The sequence below is a fragment of the Saccharopolyspora erythraea NRRL 2338 genome (assembly GCF_000062885.1).
Taxonomy (GTDB): Bacteria; Actinomycetota; Actinomycetes; order Mycobacteriales; family Pseudonocardiaceae; genus Saccharopolyspora_D; species Saccharopolyspora_D erythraea.
This window is the reverse complement of the sequence record NC_009142.1, coordinates 799,958-823,629: the sequence shown is the minus strand read 5'-3', so window position 1 is coordinate 823,629 and position 23,672 is coordinate 799,958. Positions and strand designations below refer to the sequence as shown.

General features: G+C 73.8%; 4 protein-coding genes and 1 pseudogene. All 5 read right to left on the bottom strand.

What is annotated here, in order from left to right; all coding sequences use genetic code 11:
- Positions 1-31 precede the first annotated feature (31 nt).
- On the bottom strand, positions 32-1,033 hold the full coding sequence (locus SACE_RS03565) for an aldo/keto reductase (RefSeq protein WP_009950400.1): 1,002 nt from the start codon (positions 1,031-1,033) through the stop codon (positions 32-34).
- Positions 1,030-2,295: a 3-alpha-mycarosylerythronolide B desosaminyl transferase gene (gene eryCIII / locus SACE_RS03560; RefSeq protein WP_009950402.1), complete on the bottom strand. Its 1,266-nt coding sequence runs from the start codon at positions 2,293-2,295 to the stop codon at positions 1,030-1,032. Before eryCIII ends, SACE_RS03565 begins: the two co-directional genes overlap by 4 nt.
- A 10-nt stretch (positions 2,296-2,305) precedes the next feature.
- A complete protein-coding gene (locus SACE_RS03555) occupies positions 2,306-3,391 on the bottom strand; it encodes a cytochrome P450 family protein (protein WP_009950404.1) in 1,086 nt (361 codons plus the stop codon).
- Positions 3,388-12,903, bottom strand: a complete 9,516-nt coding sequence (locus SACE_RS37120; protein ID WP_011873139.1) for a type I polyketide synthase — start codon at positions 12,901-12,903, stop codon at positions 3,388-3,390. The genes SACE_RS03555 and SACE_RS37120 overlap by 4 nt, the downstream gene beginning before the upstream one ends.
- Positions 12,904-23,598 (bottom strand): annotated as a pseudogene (locus SACE_RS03545) (SDR family NAD(P)-dependent oxidoreductase); the annotation flags it as partial.
- Between the last annotated feature and the right edge of the window lie 74 nt (positions 23,599-23,672).

The window sequence follows — 23,672 nt, the reverse complement described above, 5'->3', positions numbered from 1 at the left end:
CAGCCGTATCCTTTCTCGGTTCCTCTTGTGCTCACTGCAACCAGGCTTCCGGCGCCGCGCCGCCGGAGGCCACCGCGGGGAAGATCTCGTCCAGTTCGGACAGCGCCTGCTCGTCCAGGGTCATCGCGGACGCCTTCAGCGCGGAGTCGAGCTGCTCGGGGGTTCGCGGGCCGATGACGGCGCCGGCGATGCCGGGCCGGGACAGCACCCATGCGAGCCCCACCTCGGCCGGGTCTTCGCCGAGGTTGCGGCAGAACTTCTCGTAGGCCTCGATCGCCGGGCGCAGGGACGGCAACAGCACCTGCGCACGGCCCTGCGCCGACTTCACCGCGGTGCCCGCGGCCAGCTTCTCCAGCGCTCCGCTGAGCAGGCCGCCGTGCAGCGGCGACCAGGCGAAGACGCCGAGCCCGTAGGCCTGCGCGGCGGGCAGCACCTCCAGCTCGGCGTGCCGGACCGCCAGGTTGTACAGGCACTGGTGGGAGACCATGCCCAGGGAGTGGCGGCGGGCGGCGTTCTCCTGCGCGGCGGCGATGTGCCAGCCCGCGAAGTTCGACGAGCCGACGTAGGAGACCTTGCCGCTGGCGACGAGGCTGTCCATGGCCTGCCACACCTCGTCCCACGGCGCGGACCGGTCGATGTGGTGCATCTGGTAGACGTCGATGTGGTCGACGCCCAGCCTGCGCAGCGATCCCTCGCAGGAGGCGATGATGTGCCGCGCCGACAGCCCGCTGTCGTTGACGCGCTCGCTCATCTCGCCGCCGACCTTGGTCGCCAGCACGGTGTCCTCGCGCCGTCCGCCGCCCTGGGCCAGCCACCTGCCCACCAGCTCCTCGGTGTGGCCCTTGTAGAGCCGCCAGCCGTACATGTCGGCGGTGTCGAGGCAGTTGATGCCGCGGTCCCGGGCGTGGTCCATCAGGCGCAGCGCGTCGTCGTCCTCGACGCGTCCGCTGAAGTTCACCGTGCCGAGCCAGAGCCTGCTGGTGAGCAGCGCGGAACGCCCGAGCCGCACGTGCGTCGCGGCGTCGGTGGTCATCGTGGTTCTCTCCTTCCTGCGGCCAGTTCCTCGCAGATGCCGACGACCTCGGCCGGTGACGGCTCCGCGAGCATGTCGTCGCGCATCCGCGCCGCGCCGGCGCGGTGGGCCGGGTCGTCGAGGACCCGCTTCACCGACTCCCGGAGCTGGTCGGGGGTCAGCTCGGGCACGGGCAGCGCGATCCCCGCCCCGAATTCCTGCGTGCGCTGCGCGCGCACGCCGGTGTCCCAGCCGTCGGGCAGGATCACCTGCGGCACGCCGTGGATCGCCGCGGTGTGCCAGCTCCCGGGTCCGCCGTGGTGCACCGTCGCCGCGCAGGTCGGCAGCAGCGCGTGCATCGGGACGAAGCCGACCGTGCGGACGTTGTCCGGGATGTTCGCGACGCCTTCTAGCTGCTGCGCGTCGAAGGTCGCGATGATCTCGGCGTCGACGTCGCCGACGGCACCCAGCAGCTCCTCGATGGAGACCTGCCCGATGCTGTTCTCGCGGCTGGAGATCCCGAGCGTGAGGCACACGCGGCGGCGCTCGGGCTCGTCGTGCAGCCATTCCGGCACCACGGACGGCCCGTTGTAGTCGACGTAGCGCATCCCGACGGTCTTCAGGCCGGTGTCGAGCCTGATCGCGGCCGGGGCGGGGTCGATCGTCCACTGCCCGACGACCACCTCCTCGTCGAAGGCCGGGCCGCCGTACTTCTCCAGCGTCCAGGTGAGCCACTCGGCGAGCGGGTCCTCCCGGTGCTCCTCCGGCTGGTCGGGCAGCAGGCCGAGGAAGTTCTGCCGCGCCCGGGTGGTGATGTCGGGTCCCCACAGCAGCCGCGCGTGCGGCGTTCCGGTCACCGCCGCCGCGATGGGCGCGGCGAAGGTGAGCGGCTCCCAGATGACCAGGTCGGGCCGCCACTTCCGGCAGAACGAGACCATGCCTTCGATGAGCGTGTCCGGGCTCATCAGGGCGTAGAAGGTCGGGGTGAGCACGGTCTGCATGCCCAGCAGGTGCTCCCAGGTCAAGGTGGCGGGGTCCCGCTCGCTGAAGTCCAGGCTCCGGACGTAGTCGATGATGTCGTGGCCCGCGTGGGTCATGAAGTCCACGAGGTCGACGTCGGTGCCGACCGGGACGGCGGTCAGCCCGGCCGCGGTGATGTCCTCGGTGAGCGCCGGGGACGCGACCACGCGGACCTCGTGCCCCGCCGCGCGGAACGCCCATGCGAGGGGGACGAGGCCGAAGAGGTGGCTCTTGCTGGCCATGGAGGAGAAGACGACGCGCATCGCGGTTACCTCAGAGCTCGACGGGGCAGCGGTTGGTTCCCCGCAGGACGGGTGATCGGCGGCGCCGGACGACCGGGCCGCTGGGCGTGAGTCCGGGCAGCGCCTTGGCCGCGGCCCGCAGTGCGGCGGTGGCGAGCGCGGTGACCAGCTCCTCCAGCCTGCCGGGGTGGCCGCGATGTGCCGACAGCGCGCGGTCGGCGTCGGGGCGGTCCACGTCGAGGCGGTCGGGCTCGGCGAAGACCTCCGGGTCGCGGTTGGCCGCCGCGACGACGACCACGACCTCCTCGCCTTCGCCGATCACGTGCTCGCCGAGCCGCACCTCTGCGGTGGCCGTGCGCCGCTCCAGGTGCAATGCCGGGTGCAGGCGCAGCACCTCGGCGACGGTTCGCTGCGCGGCGGCGGGGTCGTCGGCGATCCGTTCGGCCAGCCCCGGTTCGGCCGAGACGGCCAGGACCGCGTCGACCACGGTGTTCGCGGTCATCTCGGCCCCGGCGAACAGGGCGCGCAGTGCGGGGTCGGCGGGCAGTGCCGCGACCGCTGCTTCGGTCACCGCGAGCTGCTGCGGGCTGAGCTGGGCGTCCAGGCTGACGCGGGCGTCCCACGCGGCGCCGCGCAGCACTCCGGCTGCGCCGAGCACGGCGGTCATGCCCTGCACCGGTACCTGCCAGGCGAAGTCGCCGACCAGGTCCAGCCGCGCGCCCGCGCCGGGGAGCAGACCGGCGAAGCTCTCCGCCAGTTCCCCGACGTCGGGGACCTCGCCTTCCCAGGACGCGGCGTGCACGTCCCGGAACGGCTGGGCCCACTCGGCGGGTGGCGCGCCCGCGGCCCGCATCCATTCCGGTGTGCGTCCGGTGGCGCGGGTGAACGCGGGGTCGTCGAGCACCTGCCGGGCGGTGGCGTGGTCGGCCACCACCCACGTCTCGGTGCGGCTGCGCCGCACACCGGACTCGCGCATCGAGCGGTACCGGCGCTGCGGGTCGTCGTCGTGTCCGCACAGCAGCATCGGGTAAGGGTCGCCGTTGCTGCCGTAACCCCAGTGCAGGCCGCGGATCATCTGGAGCTGCCTGCCCAGCCCGGCGCGATCGGTCGTGGTCATGAATTCCCTCCGCCCAGCCAGGCGTCGATGTGCCGCGCGATCGCGTCGGCGTGTTCCTGCACCATCGTGAAGTGGTCGCCGGGGACGGCGACGGTGTCGTGCTCGAAGGGCCACGTCGGCTTCCAGCTGTCGTCGGGCCACGGACCCATCGGCTCGCCGGCGCTGACCAGCAGCGTCGGCAGCCCGGTTTCCCGGGGTCGCCACTGACCGGTGAGGCGGTCGTAGGCGCCCAGGGCGGTGAGCCTGGTGTCGTCCATCCGCACCGTCTCGCGGTCGAACAGCGTGGCGGTCAGCTCCTCCAGCCAGGCGTTCATCGCGTCCTGGTGACCGGGCGGGTAGACGTCGATCAGGACGACACCGCGTGGCGGGTGCCCGCGATCGAGCAGTTCGGTCGCCAGCGCGTAGGCCATCAGTGCCCCCGCGGAGTGACCGGCCACCACGAACGGCTTGTCCCCCTGTGTCCTGATGACCGCATCGGCCTGCACCGCCGCCACCGCCGCCATCGACGACGGCAGAGGTTCGCCCTCCTCGTAGCCGGGCTGGGGCACGGCCCGAACCGGAGCGATTCCGCGCAGCGCCCCGGCGAGCCGGGTGAACTCGTGCGGACCGGAGATCGCCGCCGTTCCCGCGCAGCAGATCACCGTGACCTCTCCGGGACCGTCGGCCATGTCCACGAGATCGAGGGAGAACCCGTCGGAGCCGTCGAAGTGCTCGCGGAAGTCCGACAGCCCCGCCAGCAGGTCGAGGTAGGACCGGACCCTGCCCGACACGCCCGCCTGCCGGTAGCCGTCGCGAAGAGCGCTGCTCGCTTCCCGGGCGGGAGTCCCGCTGTCGAGCTGCTGTCCTATGTGGTCGGCCAACCTGCGGACCGTGGGGTGCTCGAACACCAGGGTCGCGGGCAGCGCGAGCCCGGTGGCCTGCTGGAGCTGGTTGCGCAGCCCGACCGCGGTCAGCGAGTCGAAGCCGAGCTCGGTGAACGGCTGGTCCTGCCCGACCGCGTCCGGGCTGGAATGCCCGAGGATCGCCGCGACGTGCGAGTGCGTGAACTCCAGCAACTCCTGCGACGTCATCTCCCGCGCCGGGGCCGCCTGCACCGCGGGGACGGCCCCCACCGCCGGCGTGACGAGCTCGTCCAGCAGCGGACGCGGCCGGGCGGCGGTGAAGCCGACCGCGAAGCGCTCCCAGTCGACGTCGGCGATCGAAACGCACGTGTCGCCGTTGTCCAGCGCCTGGTGCAGCGCGCGGATCGCGCGCTCGGGCGCCATCGGGCGCAGGCCGCGCCGGGTGAGCCCCTCGAGGTCGCCGGTGGCCATGCCCTCGCCCGCCCAGGCGCCCCACGCGACGGACGTCGCCGCACGGCCTTCCGCACGGCGGCGGTGGGCCAGCGCGTCGAGGTAGGCGTTGGCCGCGGAGTAGGCGCCGAGGTTCGCACTGCCCCACACCCCCGCTCCGGACGAGAACAGGACGAAGGTCTCGGCGTCCGGGCACAGCTCGTCGAGCAGCCGGGCCCCGGTCACCTTCGCCGCGCAGACCGACTCCAGCTCGCCGATCTCGTGCAGCGGCCTCGATTCGGGCACCCCGGCGGTGTGCACGACGGTCCGCACCGGACGTCCCTGCCCGCGCAGTTCTTCCAGCAGCTTGGAGAGCTGCTCGCGGTCGGCCACGTCGCAGGCGGTGATGGTCGTCTTCGCGCCGAGGGCGACCAGTTCGGCTTCCAGCTCGGCCGCGCCGGGAGCGTCGACGCCGCGCCTGCTGACCAGCACCAGGTCCTCCACCCCGCACCTGGCGAGGTGGCGGGCGACGTGGCCGCCGAGCGCACCGGTGCCGCCGGTGACCAGCGCCGTGCCCGCCGGCTCCCAGCTCGACTCGCGGGTGCCCAGCGGGGCGCGGACGAGGCGGCGGCCGTAGCGGGCGTGGTCACGGATCGCGACCTGGTCCTCGTGGCCGTCCGCGCCGAGGCAGGCGACGAACGCCTCGCCGTCCCCCGGCGCGGGTTCGGCGGGCAGGTCCACCAGACCGCCCCACCGTTCCGGGGTCTCCAGGCCCATGACGCGCCCGAGACCCCACACCATCGCCTGCTCGGGATCGACCGGCTCGGACTCCCCGAGCGCGACCGCTCGGCTGGTGACCAGCCAGAGCGGGGCCCGCACGCCGGCCTCACCCAGCGACTGGTGCAGGGCGAGGTGCGTTGCGGCGCCGGTGTGGACCGAGAGCACGCCGGCGACCTCGCCCGGCACCTCCCGCAGGGCCGCCGCGAGCGCTTCGCGGTCGGCCGAGGCGACCGGCACGACGCGGCCTCCGGCCTTCTCGACTGCGCTGGTCAGCGACTCCGGTGCGGACCCGTGGACCAGGAAGCCGCCTTCCAGGTCCACCGGCGTGGTGGCCAGCGGTCGCCAGTCGACGCGGTAGCGGCTGTCGGCGAGCTGGTCGGACACCTCCGGCGCGAGCCAGTACCGCTGGGGCTCGAACGGGTAGTTGGGCAGCGCCACCGGAGGTGCCGCCGGGAAGACGTTCCGCCAGTCCACGGCCACGCCGTGCACGTGCGCCCGGGCGAGCTCGGCGATCAGGTGCTCCTCCGCGGTGTCGCGGTGCAGCGACCCGATGGCCACGGCGTCCGCGGCGATCTCCTGCACCGCCGCGGTGAGCACCGGGTGCGGGCTCATCTCGACGAAGGTGGCGTGACCGTCGGCGACGGCGGCCGAGACCGCCTCGTCGAAGCGCACCTGGGAGCGCAGGTTGTCGTACCAGTACCGCGGACCCATGTCGGCGCCGTCGCGCCGTTCGCCGTGCAGCGTGGAGTAGAGCGGGATGGCGGCACGCCGCGCGGAGATGCCGTCGAGGTCGGCGAGGATCGTCTCGCGGATCTCCTCGACGTGGCGGGAGTGCGAGGCGTAGTCCACCGGGAGCGTCTTGGCGCGCACGCCCTCGTCCTCGCAACGTGCGACGAGTTCGGCCAGCGCCTCCGGATCGCCGGAGACCACGACCGAGGACGGGGAGTTGACCGCCGCGACGGAGATCCGGTCCTCCCACGGTGCGATCAGCGCGCGGGCGCGTTCACCGGGAGCCGCCAACGAGACCATGCCGCCCTTGCCCGCCAGCGCACGCAACGCCTTCGCGCGCAGGGCCACGACGCGCACGCCGTCCTCCAGCGACAACACCCCGGCCACCACCGCGGCGGCGATCTCGCCCTGCGAATGGCCGATGACGGCCGAGGGGCTGACTCCGCAAGCGCCCCACAGCCGCGCCAGCGACACCATCACGGAGAACAACACCGGCTGTACGACGTCGACCCGCTCCAGCGACGGCGCGTCCGGACGCTGCTCCAGCACTTCGGAGGCCGAGAACCCGGCCACCTCCGACAACACCGCATCGCACTCGGCGATCGACTCGGCGAAGACGGGGACCGAGAGCAAGCCCCGGGCCATGCCCTCCCACTGAGCACCCTGACCTGGGAAGACGAAAACCACGCCGCCGGCGGAGGCGGTTCCGGTGGTGGCACCGGGAGCCGCAACGCCCTCGGCGACCGCTCGCAACTGCCCGCGGAGCTGTTCGTGGTCGCCTGCCAGCAACGCCGCACGACGCGGCAGGTGGGCGCGTCCGGTGGCCAGCGCGGAAGCCAATGCCGTCAACGGAACCGAGTCGTCCACTGCGGACTCCAGGAGCCGCGCCTGCGCTGCCAACGCGGTCTCGGTCCTGGCCGACAGCAGTACGGGCACCGAGTTCGCAGCGGCCAGCACGCCCACCGGTCCGGGTTCCGGCAGCGGCTCGGGCTCCGGGGGCTCGGCGATGATCACGTGCGCGTTCGTCCCGCTCACCCCGAACGCCGACACACCGGCCCGGCGCACCCCGTCCGCGGCCGGAGGCCACGGGCTCACGGCCTCGGCAAGTTCCACACCACCCGAGGACCATTCGATCAGCGGCGACCGCTCGCCGCGGCAGAGCATCGGCGGCACCAGGCCGCGGTTCAACCCCAGGACCACCTTGATCACGCCCGCGACACCCGCGGCCGCCTGCGCGTGACCGATGTTCGACTTCACCGAACCCAGCAGCACCGGGCCCGACGACCCGCGCGACTTGCCGTAAGTAGCCAGCAACGCCGACGCCTCCACCGGATCGCCCAGCCGCGTACCGGTCCCATGCGCCTCCACCACGGCCACATCCGCGCCCGTGATCCCCGCACGCGCCCACGCCTTGCGGATCACGCGCTGCTGGGCGACGCCGCTCGGCGCCGCGAGACCGTTGCTCGCGCCGTCCTGGTTGATCGCCGAGCCCGCGACCACGCCGAGCACCTGGCGACCCGCCCTGCGGGCGTCGGACAACCGCTGGAGCAGGACCACCGCGACGCCCTCGGCGAAACCGAAGCCGTCGGCCTCCGCGGAGAACGCCTTGCAGCGCCCGTCCACGGCCAAGCCGCCCTGGCGGGAGAACTCGGTGAACACCTCCGGGCCCGCCATCACCGACACACCACCGGCCACCGCAAGACCGCAGTCACCGTCACGCAACGACCCACACGCCGAATGCAAGGCCACCAACGACGACGAACACGCCGTGTCCACCGTGACCGCGGGGCCTTCCAGCCCCAGCACGTAGGCGACCCGGCCGGACACCACGGCGGAGGAGTTGCCGGTGAGCAGGTAGCCCTCGCTGTCCTCGGGCACCACCGCGTCCTGGCCGTAGCCCTGGTACGCGGCGCCGAGGAAGACGCCGGTGTCGCTGCCCCGCAGCGAGTGCGGGTCGATGCCGGCGTTCTCGAACAGCTCCCACGTCGTTTCCAGGACCTGGCGCTGCTGCGGGTCCATCGCCAGCGCCTCGCGCGGCGAGATCCCGAAGAACGCCGCGTCGAAGTCGGCGGCCCCGTCGAGGAACGCGCCGTGTCGCGAGTAGCTGGTTCCGTGGCGCTGCGGGTCGGGGTCGAACAGCGCGTCGAGGTCCCAGCCGCGGTCGGTGGGCATCTCCGTCACGGCGTCTCCGCCGCCGACGATGAACTCCCACAGCTCACCGGGGTTGTGCACGCCGCCGGGGAAGCGGCAGGCCATGCCGACGATCGCGATCGGGTCGTCGGCATCCTTCGGCACCTCGCGCACGAGCGCCGGGGCTTGCTCCGCCTCTGCTGCGCCGACGAGCCGCTCCAGGTAGTGGTCGGCGAGCCGGGTGATGGTCGGGTGGTCGAAGACCACCGTCGCGGCTTCCCGCACCCCGGTCACCGCGGCGAGCCGGTTCCGCAGGTCGACGGCGGTCATGGAGTCGAAGCCGAGGTCGCGGAAGGCGCGGTCGCGGTCGATCGCCGCGTCGTCGCCGTGGCCGAGCACCGCGGCGACCTCGGCGCGGATCAGGTGGGCGAGGTGCTCGCGCCTCTCGGCCGTCGACAGCGCCGCGAGCCGCTGGGCGAGCGCCGGGCCCTCCTCGCTCTGCCGGGCTTCCGCCCGGGCACCGGCGATCTCGTCGAACAGCGGCCGGTGCCGGGCCGCGGTGAACAGCTCGACGAACCGCCTGCGATCCATGTCCACGACCGACACGGACGTCTGACCGTGGTCGAGGGTGATGTGCAGTTCCTCGACGGCCCGATCCGGGTCCATGGCCCGCAGGCCCTGGCTGCGCAGGTACTCGCCGCCCTCGTCCCCGGCCATGTTCTGCCCGGCCCAGAGCCCCCAGGCGATGGACGTCACCGGCGCGCCCTCGCTCCGGCGCCGCCGCGCGAAGCCGTCGAGGAAGGCGTTGGCCGCCGCGTAGGAGGCGAGCCCCGGACTGCCCCACACGCCCGCGTTGGAGGAGAACAACACGAACGCGTCGAGGTCCGGGCAGAGCTCGTCCAGGTTGACGGTGCCGCGCACCTTCACGTCGGCGATCTCGGTGAACTCGGCTTCGGTGAGGTCGTCGAGGGGCGTGGACGTGGAAACCCCCGCCGCGTGCATCACGGCGCTGACCGTGCGTCCCTCGGCGCGCTCCGCGGCGAGCACCGCTTCGAGCCGCGCCCGGTCGGCGACGTCGCAGGCGGCGATGGTCACGCCCGTGCCGAGCGCGGTCAGCTCCTCCCTCAGCTCGGACGCGCCGGGTGCGTCGGCACCGCGCCTGCCCAGCAGCACCAGGTGCTCGGCGCCCGAGCGGGCCAGCCAGCGGGCGACGTGCGCGCCGATCCCTCCGGTGCCGCCGGTGACCAGCACGGTGCCGCGAGGGCTCCAGCGGGTGCGTGCGGCGCGGGCGGGGGCGGGCACGAGCCTCGCCACCTTGATCCCGTCCGCCCGGATCGCGACCTGCTCCTCGCCGCGCGGGTCCGCCAGCACCGCGGCCAGCGACCGGATCGACGCGGCATCGGCGTCGACCAGGTCCACCAGACCGCCCCAGCGCCCCGGCTGCTCGATGCCGACCACGCGGCCGAGACCGCCCACCATGGCCTGCGCCGGATCGACCAGTTCGCCGTCGGCCACCTGCACGGCGTTGCGGGTCAGCACCCACAGCGGTGCTTCGACCCCGGCCGCTCCGAGGGCCTGGACCAGGGCGAGCGCGTCCAGCGACGGATCGACGGCCTCGCCGTCGCGGGACAGCAGCGACACCACAGTGGACAGAGCGTCGGTGTCGGCGGCCTCCAGTGCGGTGCCGATGGTCGAACGGGATTCCACGTCGCAGGTCAGGACCGTCGCACCGCTCTGCTCCAGTCCACTTCGGATGGCGTCCGACAACTCGGACGGCACGCCCGGTCCGGTCACCAGCAGCACGCGTCCGGCCAGCGAAGCGCTCTCCCACTCGGCTTCCCGCCATACGACCTGGTAGCGCCAGTCGTCGTCCTCGTCCCGTGCGCGCCCGCCGGTGGGGATGGGCAGCCAGTACCGCTGCCGCTGGAACGGGTAGACGGGCAGCTCGACCGGCCGCGCGTCGGCGAAGGCGGGGCTCCAGTCGACCTCCACGCCCTGCGCGTACGCCTCGCCGAGCGCGGTGTGGAAGTCGGCCAGGCCGCCGCGGTCCCGCCGCAGGGTGCCCACGACGCAGGCGCCGGCGTCGGCCGGGAGCGCGGAGTCCAGCGTGGCCTCGATGCCGACGGTCAGCACCGGATGCGGGCTGACCTCGACGAACGCGTCGAACCCCGCCTCGGCGAGCTGCCGCGTCGCGTCCTGGAAGCGGACCTGCTCGCGCAGGTTCGCGTACCAGTAGGCGGTGTCCATCGTGGCGGTGTCGATGGGCTGCCCGGTCGTGGTCGAGTAGAGCGCCACGTCCGCCGACACCGGGGAGATGCCCGCCAGCTCGGTCAGCAGCTCCTCGCGCAGCGACTCCACCTGCGGTGAGTGGGAGGCGTAGTCGACGGGGATGCGGCGCGCCGTTATGCCTTCGGCCTCGCACTCGGCGATCAGCTCGTCCAGCGGCCCGCTCTCCCCCGCGACGACGACCGACCGGGGGCCGTTGACCGAGGCGATGGAGAGCGCGCCCGCGAAGCGCCCGATCCGTTCGGCCGCCTGCTCGGTGCCCAGCCCGAACGACGCCATGCCGCCCTGGCCGCCGAGCCGGCGCAGGACCCGGCTCCGGACCGCGACGAGCTTGGCGGCGTCCTCCAGGGTGAGCGCGCCGGCGACGTGCGCGGCGGCGATCTCGCCCTGCGAGTGGCCGACGACCGCGGCGGGCTCGACGCCGTGGGAGCGCCACAGCGCCGCCAGCGACACCATGACGGCGAAGAGCGCGGGCTGGACGACGTCGACCCGGTCCAGCGGTCGCGCGCCGCTGAGCAGGTCGGTCAGCGACCAGTCGACGTGCGGGGCCAGCGCCCGCTCGCAGTCGCGGATCGAGTCGGCGAATACCTGCGACTCCCGCAGCAGGTCGCGGGCCATCCCCTGCCACTGCGCGCCCTGGCCGGGGAACACCATCGCGACGCCGCGGCGAGTTCGGGCCTGCCCGGTGGCCGTCCGGTCGGCGATGCGGCCGTCGGCCACCGCGCGCAGCCCGGCGAGGGCGTCGTCGCGGTCGCCGACCACCACCGCGCGGTGCTCCCACGCGCTGCGGCGGGTGGCCAGCGTGAAACCGGTGTCGCGCAACGAGTTCCGCGGCTCGCGGGCGAGGTGGTCTGCCAGCCGTCCCGCCTGCGCCCGCATCGCCTGCTCGTCGCGGCCGGACAACACCAGCGGGACCGGACCCGAGTCGGGTGCCGGCTCGGGCTCGTCGGCCTCGGGCGCCTCTTCGACGATGACGTGCGCGTTGGTGCCGCTGATGCCGAACGAGGAGACGCCCGCCCTGCGGGGCCTCTCGCCGGCGGGCCACGACCGCGCCTGCGACACCACCGACACCGCGCCCAGGTCCCACTCGATCTGCGGCGAGGGCTCGTCGAAGTGCAGCGTGCGCGGCATCTCGCCGTGCCGCAGCGCCAGCACCGCCTTCATCACCCCGGCGACGCCGGCGGCGGCCTGGGTGTGGCCGATGTTGGACTTGACCGAACCGATCCACAGTGGATCGTCCGGGTCGCGTTCCGCGCCGTAGGTCGAGAGCAGCGCGTGCACCTCGATGGGGTCGCCCAGCCTGGTGCCGGTGCCGTGGGCCTCCACGTAGTCGACGTCGCCCGCCCGGACACCGGCGTTCTCCAGCGCCCGGCGGATGACCCGCTGCTGCGCGGGTCCGCTCGGCGCGGTCAGCCCGTTGCTGGCGCCGTCCTGGTTGACCGCCGAGCCCCGCAGCACGGCCAGCACCGGTCTGCCCTCCCGCCGCGCGGCCGACAGCCGTTGCAGCACCAGGACCCCGGCACCCTCGGCCAGGCCGAACCCGTCGGCGGCCTTCGAGAACGGCTTGCAGCGGCCGTCGGCGGCGAGCCCGCCCTGGCTGCGGAACTCGGTGAACGCCCCGGGACTGCTCATCACCGTCACGCCGCCGGCCAGCGCCAGGCCGCACTCGTCCCGGCGCAGCGACTCCATCGCCAGGTGCAGGGCGGTGAGCCCGGAGGAACAGGCGGTGTCGACGGTCATCGCCGGGCCTTCCAGGCCCAGGCAGTAGGCGACCCGGCCGGAGGCGACGCTGGAGGCGGTGCCGGTGCCGACGTAGCCCAGGACCTCGTCCGGGGCCTCGTCGGGTCGCGGGCCGTAGTCCACGGTGCCGACACCGGTGAACACCCCGGTCGCGCTGCCGCGCAGGGACACCGGATCGTGGCCGGCGCGCTCCAGCGCCTCCCACGAGATCTCCAGCATGATCCGCTGCTGCGGGTCCATCGCCAGCGCCTCGCGCGGCGAGATCCCGAAGAAGCCCGCGTCGAAGTCGCCCGCGGCCGCGAGCATCCCGCCCAGCCGCGCGTCGGGGTCCGGCTCCCAGCCGCGGTCGGCGGGGGCCTCCGCGATGGCGTCCCCGCCGCCGGACACGAACTCCCAGAACGACTCCGGCGAGTCCACGTCGCCGGGGAACCGGCACGCCATGCCGACGATCGCGATCGGCTCACCGGCCCGGTGCTCGACTTCACGCAGGCGCGCGGTCACCGAGTCGAGCTCGGTGACGGTGCGCTTGAGGTAGCGCCGGAGCTTTTCCTCGGTCATGCCGTTGTCACCGCTCATCTACAGGTCCTCTCCCCCGCCGAACCGCTGGTCGAGCATCGAGAACAGCTCGTCGTCACTGGCGTCCTCGCTGATCGCGGACGTGCTCGGGGCGTCCGCCCGCCTGCTGTTCCACCGGCGCAGCAGCGACTCCAGGCGCTGGCCCACGTCGTCGTGCCCGTCCTCGGCGGACAGGGCTTCGAGCGCCTTCTCCAGCTCGTCCAGCCGGTCGCCGATGTCCACCGCCGGTGAGGCCGCGAACAGCCTGTCCCGCAGGTGTTCGGCCACCGCCAGCGGAGTCGGGTGGTCGAACACCAACGTGCTGGGCAGCCGCACGCCGGTCGCGGTACCGAGGCGGTTGCGCAGCTCCACCGCGGCCAGCGAGTCGAAACCGAGGTCCTTGAACGCCTTGCGCTCGGGGAGCTGGTCGGCCGAGCCGTACCCGGAGACCGCCGCCGCGTGTGAACGCACCAGTTCGGCCAGCCCGGCGACCTGGTCGGACTCGGACCGACCGGCGAGCCGGTCGACCACGTTCGGCCCTGCCGCCTCGGCCTGCCCGGCGGCGCGCAGCTTCGCCCTGACCATGCCGCGCAGGACCTCCGGCACGAACTCGGCCCTGCGCAGCGCGGAACGGTTGATGGACAGCGGGAACACGACCTCACCGCCGCGGCGCAGGGCGCTGTCGAACAGTGCGAGCGCCCGCTCGGTCGGCAGCGCGGCGACCCCGGTCCGGGCGATGCGGTCGCCGAGTCCGCTGGTCATCTCGCTGGCCTGCGCCCACAGTCCCCATCCGAGCGCCTTCGCGGGAAGGCCGCGCGTCCTCCGGAGGGCAGCCAGCGCGTTGAGCGACTCGTTCGCGGCCGCGTACACGCCCTGCCCCGGGCCGGCTAGCACCGACGCCGCGGACGAGAACAGCACGAAGAAGCTCAGACCGGTGTTCGCGGTCAGCTCGTGCAGGTTCCACGCCGCGTCGACCTTGGCGCGCAGCACCTGCTCCACCGCCGGCTCGTCGATGGAGGTGACCAGCCCGTCGGCCAGCACACCCGCCGCGTGCACGACACCGGTCAGCGGCCGGGGCAGCCCGTCCAGCAGCGCCGAAAGCGCGTCGCGGTCGGCGGTGTCGCAAGCCGCGATCTCCGCGGACGCGCCCAAGTCCTCGATCTCCGCGCGCAGCTCGTCGGAACCCGGCGCGTCCGCGCCGCGCCTGCTGACCAGCAGCAGGTGCCGCACGCCGTGCTCGGTGACGAGGTGGCGCGCGAGCAGCCGTCCGAGCGTGCCGGTGCCACCCGTGATCAGCACCGTGCCGTCCGGGTCCACCGGCGCGGGCTGGGTCAGCACGAGCTTGCCGACGTGCCTGCCCCGGCTCATGTGCTGCAACGCCGCGGGCGCGGATCCCAGCTCCCACGCCGATACCGGGAGCCGGTCGAGCTCCCCGGCGCCCAGCAGGCCGACGACCTCGCGCAGGATCTCCCCGAGCCGGTCGTCACCCGCCTCGCCGAGGTCGAACGGGGCGTATCGGCCCCGGAAGTCCCCGGCGTCCCGCAGGTCGGTCTTGCCCATCTCGACGAAGACGCCGTCCTCGGCGAGCAGATCCGCGGACTCGTCGAGCAGTTCCCCGGTGAGCGAGTTGAGCACCACGTCCACGCCGCGGCCTCCGGTGCGCTCCCGGAACTTCCGGGCGAAACCGGTCTCCCGGGAGGAAGCGATGTGCTCGTCGTCGAGACCGAGCGCCCGCAGCGTCCCGTGCTTGGCCGGGCCGGCGGTGGCCAACACCTCCGCCCCCGCTCGGCGGGCCAGCGCGACGGCCGCCATGCCGACACCGCCTGCCGCTGCGTGGATGAGCACCGACTGACCCGCGCGCAGCCCCGCGAGATCGTGCAGCGCGTAATGCGCCGTGGTGTAGGCGATGGGCACGGCCGCGGCGTCGGCGTCGCTCCAGCCGTCCGGCACTCGTGCGAGGAGCCGGTGATCGGTGACCGCGATCGGCGCGAAGGCTCCCTGGAACAGGCCGAGCACCCGGTCTCCCGGCGCGAAGGCGTCCACGTCCGGTCCGACCGCCGTGACGACACCGGCGGCCTCGGTGCCCATGTCCGCCTTCTGCGGATACATGCCGAGTGCGAGGAGGACGTCGCGGAAGTTGACTCCGGTGGCGCGCACGTCCACCCGGACCTCGCCCGCCCGGAGCGGCTGCTCGACGTCGGGTGCGGGCTCGAAGGCCACGGAGTCGATCGCCCCGTCACCCGGCACGAGACGTTGGGTGCCTGCCGGAAGCGTCAGCGCGGAAGGTGCGAGCGGCGAGAGGCGCGGCACGAAGACGTCGTCGCCGCGCAACGCGAGCTGCGGGTTGTCCGGAACCGCAGGCAGCATCCCAGGTTCCGCGTCGGTGTCGAGGAGCACGAACCGGTCCGGCGACTCGGCCTGCGCACAGCGGATCACGCCCCACATCGCGGCGGCGCCGGGTTCGGGAACGCTGTCGTCGTCGGACACGGTGACCGCGCCGGACGTGGCGATGACCAGCGTCGCGCCCGGCAGCTCCTCCTGTTCGAGCCAGCGGCGCACGAGCGCGGCGGCCCAGAGGACGCCGTGGCGGGCCGCGGCGCGGGGGTCGTCGCCTTCGGGTTCGTAGCGGACCAGGACCGCGTCGGGTTCGGGTTCACCGGACCGCAGGACGGCGTCGAGGTCCGAGGCATCGGCCGCGACCACACGACCGGTCGAGCCGGGCTCGGCTAGCCGTACCCAGTCCAGAGCGTGCAGCTCGCCCTCGCCACCGCGCGGTTCGGGCTGCTCCCACTTCTCCCCGGTGCTGCGGACGACCAGCGAGTCGACCGTGGCGACCAGGTGGCCTGCCGGGTCGGTGACCCGCAGGGCCATCGCGTCCGCCCCGGCGGGCGTCGCCACGACCCGCACCGAGGTCGCCCCGGAGGCGTGCAGGGTCACGGTGTTCCACGCGAACGGCAGCTTTCCCCCGCCCGGCTCGCCGAGGGCGCCCAGGCTGAGCGTCTGCGCCACGGCGTCGAGCAGCACCGGGTGGAACGCGTAACCTTCCTCGTCCGCCGCGATGGACACCTCGGCGTAGACCGAGTCGTCCTTGCGCCACGCGGCTCGCAGGGCCTGGAACGACGGTCCGTACTCGTAGCCCTGCTCGGCGAGGCCGTCGTAGTGGTCGTCGAGCGGGATGCGGACGGCGTCCTCCGGCGGCCACTGCTCGGTATCCCTCGGACCCGCGGCGACGCCCTGCGCGAGCGTCCCGGTGGCGTGCTGCGACCACTGCGCGTCGGCGAGGTCGGCCACGTCTTCGGCGGCGTGGACGTCGATCGTCCGCCGCCCCGACTCGTCGGGCGCGCCGACCGACATGCGCAGCAGCGCCCCCGCCCCGGCCAGCACCAGCGGCCGTTGCAACACCAGTTCCTCCAGGACCGGCAGCCCGACGTCCTCACCCGCGGCGAGCGCGAGATCGACCAGGACGCTGCCCGGCACCAGCGTCCGGCCGCCCACGACGTGTTCGGCCAGCCACGGCTGCTCGTCGGTGGAAAGCCTTCCGGTGAACACCGCACCGCCGTGGCCCGGCACGTCGACCGCGGCGAGCAGCAGCGGGTGCTCCGCGCCGCGCACGCCCAGCGCCGAGACGTCGGCGGGCCGGTGCGGCCGCGGCCAGAAGCGCTGGTGTTCGAACGGGTAGGTGGGCAGCTCGGCCGGCCGTCCCCCGGCCACCGCCGGACGCAGGTCGGCGCCGACGCCGTGCACGTGAGCCCGCAGCAGGTTGCGCAGGAACTCGTGCGGTCCGCTCTGCTCGCGGCGCAGCGTCGGCACGCAGGTGACTTCCGCGCCCGCGTGCTCGGCGGTCTCCTCGACCGCCATCAGCAGCACCGGGTGCGGGCTCACCTCGACGAAGGTGTCGAAGCCCTGCTCGACCAGACCGCGCACCGCCTGCTCGAAGAGCACTGGTCGGCGCAGGTTGCGGTACCAGTAGGAGGCGTCCATCGCGGAGGTGTCGATGACCTCGCCGGTCACCGTGGAGTGCAGCGGCACCGAGCCCCGCACGGCGGTGATGGTGCCCAGCTCGGCCGCGAGCCGGTCCTCGATGCGCGCCACCTCCGGGGAGTGGGAGGCGTAGCGCACGGCGATCCGGCGCGGCTTCATCTCCCGCGCCTCGGCCTCGGCGAAGAACTCGTCCAGCTCCGCGGTCGGCCCGGCAACGACGCTGGTGCCAGGCCCGTTCACGGCGGCCACCGCGACACGGCCGTCCCAGCGCGCGAGCACGGTCTCCAGCTCGTCGCGGGACGCGCCGACCGACACCATGCCGCCCTGGTCGTCGAGCTCGCGCAACACCTGGCTGCGCAGGGCCACCACCTTCGCGGCGGCTTCCAGCGACAGCGCGCCCGCCACGTGCGCCGCGGCGATCTCGCCCTGCGAGTGGCCGACGACGGCGGCCGGGGTCACGCCGTGCGCGCGCCACAGCTCGGCCAGCGAGACCATGATCGAGAAGAGCACCGGCTGGAGCACGTCGACGCGCTCGTGCGGGTCGGGACCGCCGTCGCCGCGGACGACGTCGAGCAACTTCCAGTCGGTGTGCGGCGAGAGCGCCTCGGCGCACCGGCTCATCGACTCGGCGAACACCTCGGAGGATTCCAGCAGATCGCGTGCCATGCCGACCCACTGCGCGCCCTGGCCGGGGAAGACCAGGACCGGCTTGCGCGGCGCGGAGGTCACCGGCGCGACGGCGTCGGCCGACGGGCGGCCCTCGGCCAGCGCGTCCAGCTCCGCGCACACGCCCGCGCGGTCGTCGCCGAGCACGGCGGCTCGCACGTCGAACCGCGCCCTGCCGGTCGCGAGCGTCCACGCCGCGTCGGTCAGGCCGAGCTCCGGGGTGTCGCGCAGGTGCTCGGCGAGCGCGCGGGCCTGGGCCGCGACCACGGCTTCGCTGCGGCCGGACAGCACGAACGGCAGCGGACCGCGCTCGGTGCGGGCGGCCTCCTGCTCTGCTGGTGCCTCTTCGACGATCACGTGCGCGTTGGTTCCGCTGACGCCGAAGGACGACACCCCCGCCCGCCGGGGGCGCTCACCCGCCGGCCACGGCACCTCCTCGCGCAGCACCTCCACGGCCCCCGACTCCCAGTCGATGTGCGGGGACAGCTCGTCGGCGTGCAACGACCGGGGCAGCATCCCGTGCCGCATCGCCAGCACGACCTTGATCACGCCCGCGGCGCCCGCCGCGGCCTGGGTGTGGCCGATGTTGGTCTTCACCGAGCCGAGCCGCAGCGGCCGGTCGCGGTCCTGGCCGTAGGTCGCGATGAGCGCGCCGGCCTCGATCGGGTCGCCGAGCTCGGTGCCCGTCCCGTGCGCCTCCACGACGTCGACGTCCGCGGCCGGCACGCCCGAAGCGGCGAGCGCCTGCCGGATCACCCGCTCCTGCGACGGGCCGTTGGGAGCGGCGAGACCGTTGCTGGCACCGTCCTGGTTGACCGCGCTGCCGCGCAGCACGGCCAGCACCTGGTGCCCGTTGGCGCGCGCCCGGGAAAGCGGCTCCAGCACCAGCGCGGCGACGCCTTCCGACAGCGCGAAGCCGTCGGCCCGCGCGGAGAACGCCTTGCAGCGACCGTCGGAGGCGAGCCCGCGCTGCGTGCTGAAGTCGACGAAGGTGTACGGGTCGGACATGACCGTGACGCCGCCGGCCAGCGCCAGGGAGCACTCACCGCGCCGCAGCGCCTGCATCGCGAGGTGGATGCCGACCAGCGAGGACGAGCACGCGGTGTCCACCGTCAGCGCCGGGCCCTCCCAGCCGAAGGTGTAGGCGATGCGCCCGGAGAGCACGCTCGCGGAGTTTCCGAGGCCCTGGTAGCCGTCGACGCGTTCGGCCTCACCGGCCAGCAGCTGCATGTAGGACTGGCCGTTCATGCCGACGAAGACGCCGGTGTCGGTGCCTCGCAGGGCGTCGGGGTCGATGCCCGCGCGTTCCACTGCCTCCCACGCCGTCTCCAGCATGAGGCGCTGCTGCGGGTCCATCGCCAGCGCTTCGCGGGGCGTGATGCCGAAGAAGCCCGGGTCGAAATCCGCCGCGTCGGTGAGGAACCCGCCCTTGTCCACGTAGCTGGTGCCGGGGTTGTCCGGGTCCGGGTGGTAGAGCCGCCCGATGTCCCAGCCCCGGTCGGCCGGGAAGCCGGTGGTGAGGTTCGCGCCCTCGGCCAGCACCCGCCACAACTGCTCGGGCGAGCCGATGCCGCCGGGGAAACGGCAGCCGATGCCGACGATGGCGATGGGCTCGGACTCGTCGGCCGCGCCGACGACGCGCACCGCGGCCTGGTCGGCGTCACCGACGAGCCGGGCGCGCAGGTGCTGCGCGAGCGCGGTGACGGTGGGGTGGTCGAACACCAGCGACGCGGGCAGCCGCAGGCCGGTGCTCGCCGACAGGCGCTTGCGCAGGGCCATCGCGTTGAGCGAGTCGAGTCCGAGCTCGCTGAACGCGCGGCGCACGTTGATCTCGGCGGCGGACTCGTGGCCAAGCACCTCGGCAACCGCGTTCGCGACGAGTTCGAGCAGGTTTTCCTGCTGCTCGTCCGGGGAAAGCCCCGCGAGCCGTTGTGCCGGCTCGCCGGTCGGTCCGCTGTCCGGCTCGGCCTCCGCCTGTCCGCCGCGGCCGGCGAGTTCGGCGAACAGCGCGGTCGGCCGGGTGGCGGCGAAGCCTTCGCTGAGCACCGGCCAGTCCACGTCGGCCACCGCGACCGACACCGGCCCGGCGGCCAGCACCCGCTCCCAGGTGCGCATCGCCCTGTCGGCGGAGAGGCTGCGCAGTCCGCGTTCCCGCAGGTAGCCGTCGTCCACCGCCCCGCCCGGCAGCGCCCACGGCGTCCAGGCGACCGAGGTGCACGAGCGGCCCCGCGCGCGGTGGTGCTCGGCCAGCGCGTCGAGGTAGGCGCTGCCTGCCGCGTAGGCGGCCATCCCGGCGCCGCCCCAGATCCCGGCGACCGACGAGCAGTAGACCTCCCGCTCGACGGCCCGGTCGCCGAGGACTTCGTCCAGCACGGCGAGCAACGCGGTCTTGGCCGCGATCGTCTCGGCGAACTCCTCCGGTGCGACTTCGCTGATGCTGCCGAAGTTCGTCAGGGTTCCGGCGTGCACGAGCGCGGTCACCGGCTCGTCGCCGAGCGCCTCGCGCAGCGCCGCCGCGTCCTGGGCGCACACGACGGCCGATGCGCCCGCTTCCTCGACCGCGGCCAGCAGGTCGTCGCCCGGACAGGCTCCGGCCAGCACCAGCCGCTCGGCTCCCCGGTCGGCGAGCCACCGCACCAGTTGGTCGCCGACGGGGCTCGCCGCGCCGGTGACCAGCACGGTCCCGTGCGGGGTCCAGCTCCGCGAGCCGGACTGCGGCAGGCTTGCGCGGACGACGCGACGGCCGTGGAGGCGGCCGTCCCGGACCGCGAGGTGGTCCTCGGCACGGCCGCCGCCGCGCAGGACTGCCACGAGCAGACGCAGCGCCGCGTCGTCGACCGATTCGGGCAGGTCGACCACACCGCCCCAGCGGCCCGGCAGCTCCAGCCCGGCGACCTGCGCGAAGCCGTGCGCGGTGGTCTGCGCAGGCCGGGCGAGGTCGTCGTCGGCGGGAGTGCGGACCGCACCCTGGGTCAGGCACCACACCGGTGCGTCGACCCCGGCATCGCCCAGCGCCTGGACCAGGGTGAGCAGGCCGACCGCACCGGCAGGAACCCCCGGACGGCAGGCGGATTCGTCCGACGACAGCAACGAGAGCACGCCCCGGAATCCCGTTCCGGCCTGTGCGACGGCCTGGGCCATCTCAGTGCGCGAAGCGGACGTGTCCACCTCGCAGCGCAACGCCCTGCCACCGTTGGCGTTGATGGCCTCGCACAGCATTTCCGTCCACTCCGGACTGATGAGGGGTGTGACAACCAACCAGTCGCCGTCCAGGTTTCCCGACTCCGGCTTTTCGATCGGAGTCCAGGAAACGCGGTAGGCCAGCTCGTCGGAGGCGGCGGCGGGTGCGGCGGGCTGGAGCCAGTAGCGCTTGCGCTGGAACGGATACGTCGGCAGCGCGAAGGGCGCGGCGCCGGGCAGAGCGACGTCCCACCTGATGTCCACACCGGACACGTGCGCGGTGGCCATCGACCGCAGGAAGGCCGAGAGGTCACCGCCGTCGCGGTGCAGCGAGCCGACTACGACCGCGTCTTCGGCACCGTCAGCCTCTTCGACCGCCTCCTCGACGGCCTGGACCACGACCGGATGCGGGCTGACCTCGATGAACGCGTCGTATCCCGACTCCGCCAGCCGCGTCACGGCGTCGGCGAAGCGCACCGTCTCGCGCAGGTTGCGGTACCAGTACCGGGCATCCAGCTCGGTGCCGTCCATAGACCGCGACTCCACAGTGGAGTGGAACGTCACCCGCGCCGGGCGCGGCGCGATGTCGCCGGTCGTTTCGAGGAGTTCCTCGCGGACCCGCTCGATCTGCGGCGAGTGCGAGGCGTAGTCCACGTCGATGTCGCGGACGCGGATGCCCTCGGCCGCGCAGTCCTCGGAAAACGCCCGCAGCGCGCCGGGCTCGCCGGAGACCACGACCGACCGGGGACCGTTGACCGCGGCCACCGAGAGCCGGTCCTGCCACGGCCGCAGGCGCTCGCGCACCGCGGCCTCGCCCAGCGCGACGGCGGCCATGCCGCCCTCCCCGGAGAGCGACCGCATCAGGCGGCTGCGGCCCACGACGAGCTTCGCCGCGTCCTCCAACGTGAGCGCCCCGGCGACGTGCGCGGCGGCGATCTCGCCCTGCGAGTGCCCCACGACCGCCGCGGGCTCCACGCCGTACGAGCGCCACAGCTCCGCCAGCGACACCATCACCGCGAACAACACCGGCTGCACCACGTCGACCCGGTCCAGGCCCGGCGCCCCCGGCGCCTGACGCAGCACGTCGGAGACCTTCCAGTCCTGCATCGGGGCCATCGACTCGTCGCAGGCCCGGATCTTCCCGGCGAACACCGGCGACGACGACAGCAGCTCGGCACCCATGCCGGCCCATTGCGAACCCTGCCCCGGGAACAGGAAGACGACGTTGCGCCCGTCCACCTCGGTGACGCCCTCGACCACGGCGTCGGCCGTCGCGGCACCGGCGGCGATCTCCCGCAGTCCGCGCACCGCTTCCTCGCGGGTCGATGCCACCACGGCGGCGCGGTGCTCGTGGCGGGCGCGGGTCGTGGCCAGGCCCAGCCCGACCCCGGCGAGGTCGGCGTCCGGGCGTTCGAGCAGCTCGGCGATCTGGGCGGCCTGCGCCCGCAACGCCGCCGTGCTGCGCGCGGACACCACCAGCGGAACCGGTCGGCCGTCGTGCGCGGTGGTCTCCCGGTGCTCGCGCTCAGGAGCTTCCTCGACGATCACGTGCGCATTCGTCCCGCTGATCCCGAACGCGGAAACAGCGGCGCGCCGAGTCCGCTCGCCGCGCCGCCACGGCTGGTTGCCCGCCAGCAGCGCCACGCCGCCGGACGACCAGTCGACGTGCGGCGTGGGCTCCTCGACGTGCAGGGTCGCGGGCAGTTCCCCGTTGCGCAGCGCCAGGACCACCTTCAGCAGGCCGGTGACGCCCGCTGCCGCCTGGGTGTGGCCGATGTTGGACTTCACCGAGCCCAGCCAGAGCGGCCGGTCGGCGTCGCGGTCGCGGCCGTAGGTGTCCAGCAGCGCGTTCGCCTCGATCGGGTCGCCGAGCGCCGTACCGGTGCCGTGCGCCTCCACCGCGTCGACGTCGCCGGGCTCCAGACCGCAGCTCTCGAGGGCCTGCCGGATGACCCTGCGCTGCGCGGGCCCGCTCGGCGCGGAAAGCCCGTTGCTGGCCCCGTCCTGGTTGAGCGCCGAGCCGCGAACCACCGCCAGCACCTCGTGCCCGTTTCGCCGCGCCTCCGACAGCCGCTCGAGCAGGACCAGGGTGACGCCTTCGGAGAAGCCGAACCCGTCGGCGCCGGCACCGAACGCCTTCGACCGCCCGTCGGCGGCGAGCGCGCGCTGCCGGCTGAAGTCGACGAACACCCCCGGGGTCGCCATCACCGCGGCACCGCCGACGACCGCCATCGACGACTCGCCCTTGCGCAGCGACTCGACCGCCAGGTGCAGCGCCACCAGCGACGACGAGCACGCGGTGTCGACGCTGATCGACGGCCCCTCCAGGCCCATGGTGTAGGAGATGCGGCCGGAGGCGACCGCGGGCGCCACACCGGTGACCGAGTAGCCCTCGACGTCCTCCGCCGCGGCGGTGTCCTCGCCGTAGCCGAACTTCGCCACTCCGAGGAAGACGCCGGTCGCGGTACCGCGCAGCGAGTGCGGGTCGATGCCGGCGTTCTCCACCAGCTCCCAGCTCGTCTCCAGCAGCAGCCGCTGCTGCGGGTCCATGGCCGCGGCCTCGCGCGGCGAGACGCCGAAGAACTCCGCGTCGAAGCCCGCCGCGTCGTCGAGGAACCCGCCCTTGTCGACGTAGCTGGTACCGGGGTTGTCCGGGTCGGGGTGGTGCAGCCGCGCCAGGTCCCAGCCCCGGTCGGTGGGGAAGCCCGACAGCGTCTCACCGCCCTCGCGCAGCAGCTCCCACAGCCGCTGCGGGGTGTTCACCCCGCCCGGCAGGCGGCAGGCCATGCTGACGATGGCGATCGGGTCGGATTCCAGCTCGCGGATGCGCTGCCGGGCGGCACGCAGGTCGAGCGTCGCCCGACGGAGGTACTCCGCCACCTTCTCGCTGTCAGTCACCTTTTCTCCAATCGGCGGAAGCGCCGGCGTTCACGCAGGGAAGGAGCCGATCCCGAGCGCTCCTC

What these genes read in the sequence shown, in the direction of transcription:
- SACE_RS37120 (WP_011873139.1), bottom strand. Translation starts at nt 12,903, where the DNA reads ATGAGCGGTGACAACGGCATGACCGAGGAAAAGCTCCGGCGCTACCTC.
- eryCIII (WP_009950402.1), bottom strand. Translation starts at nt 2,295, where the DNA reads ATGCGCGTCGTCTTCTCCTCCATGGCCAGCAAGAGCCACCTCTTCGGC.
- SACE_RS03555 (WP_009950404.1), bottom strand. Translation starts at nt 3,391, where the DNA reads ATGACCACGACCGATCGCGCCGGGCTGGGCAGGCAGCTCCAGATGATC.
- SACE_RS03565 (WP_009950400.1), bottom strand. Translation starts at nt 1,033, where the DNA reads ATGACCACCGACGCCGCGACGCACGTGCGGCTCGGGCGTTCCGCGCTG.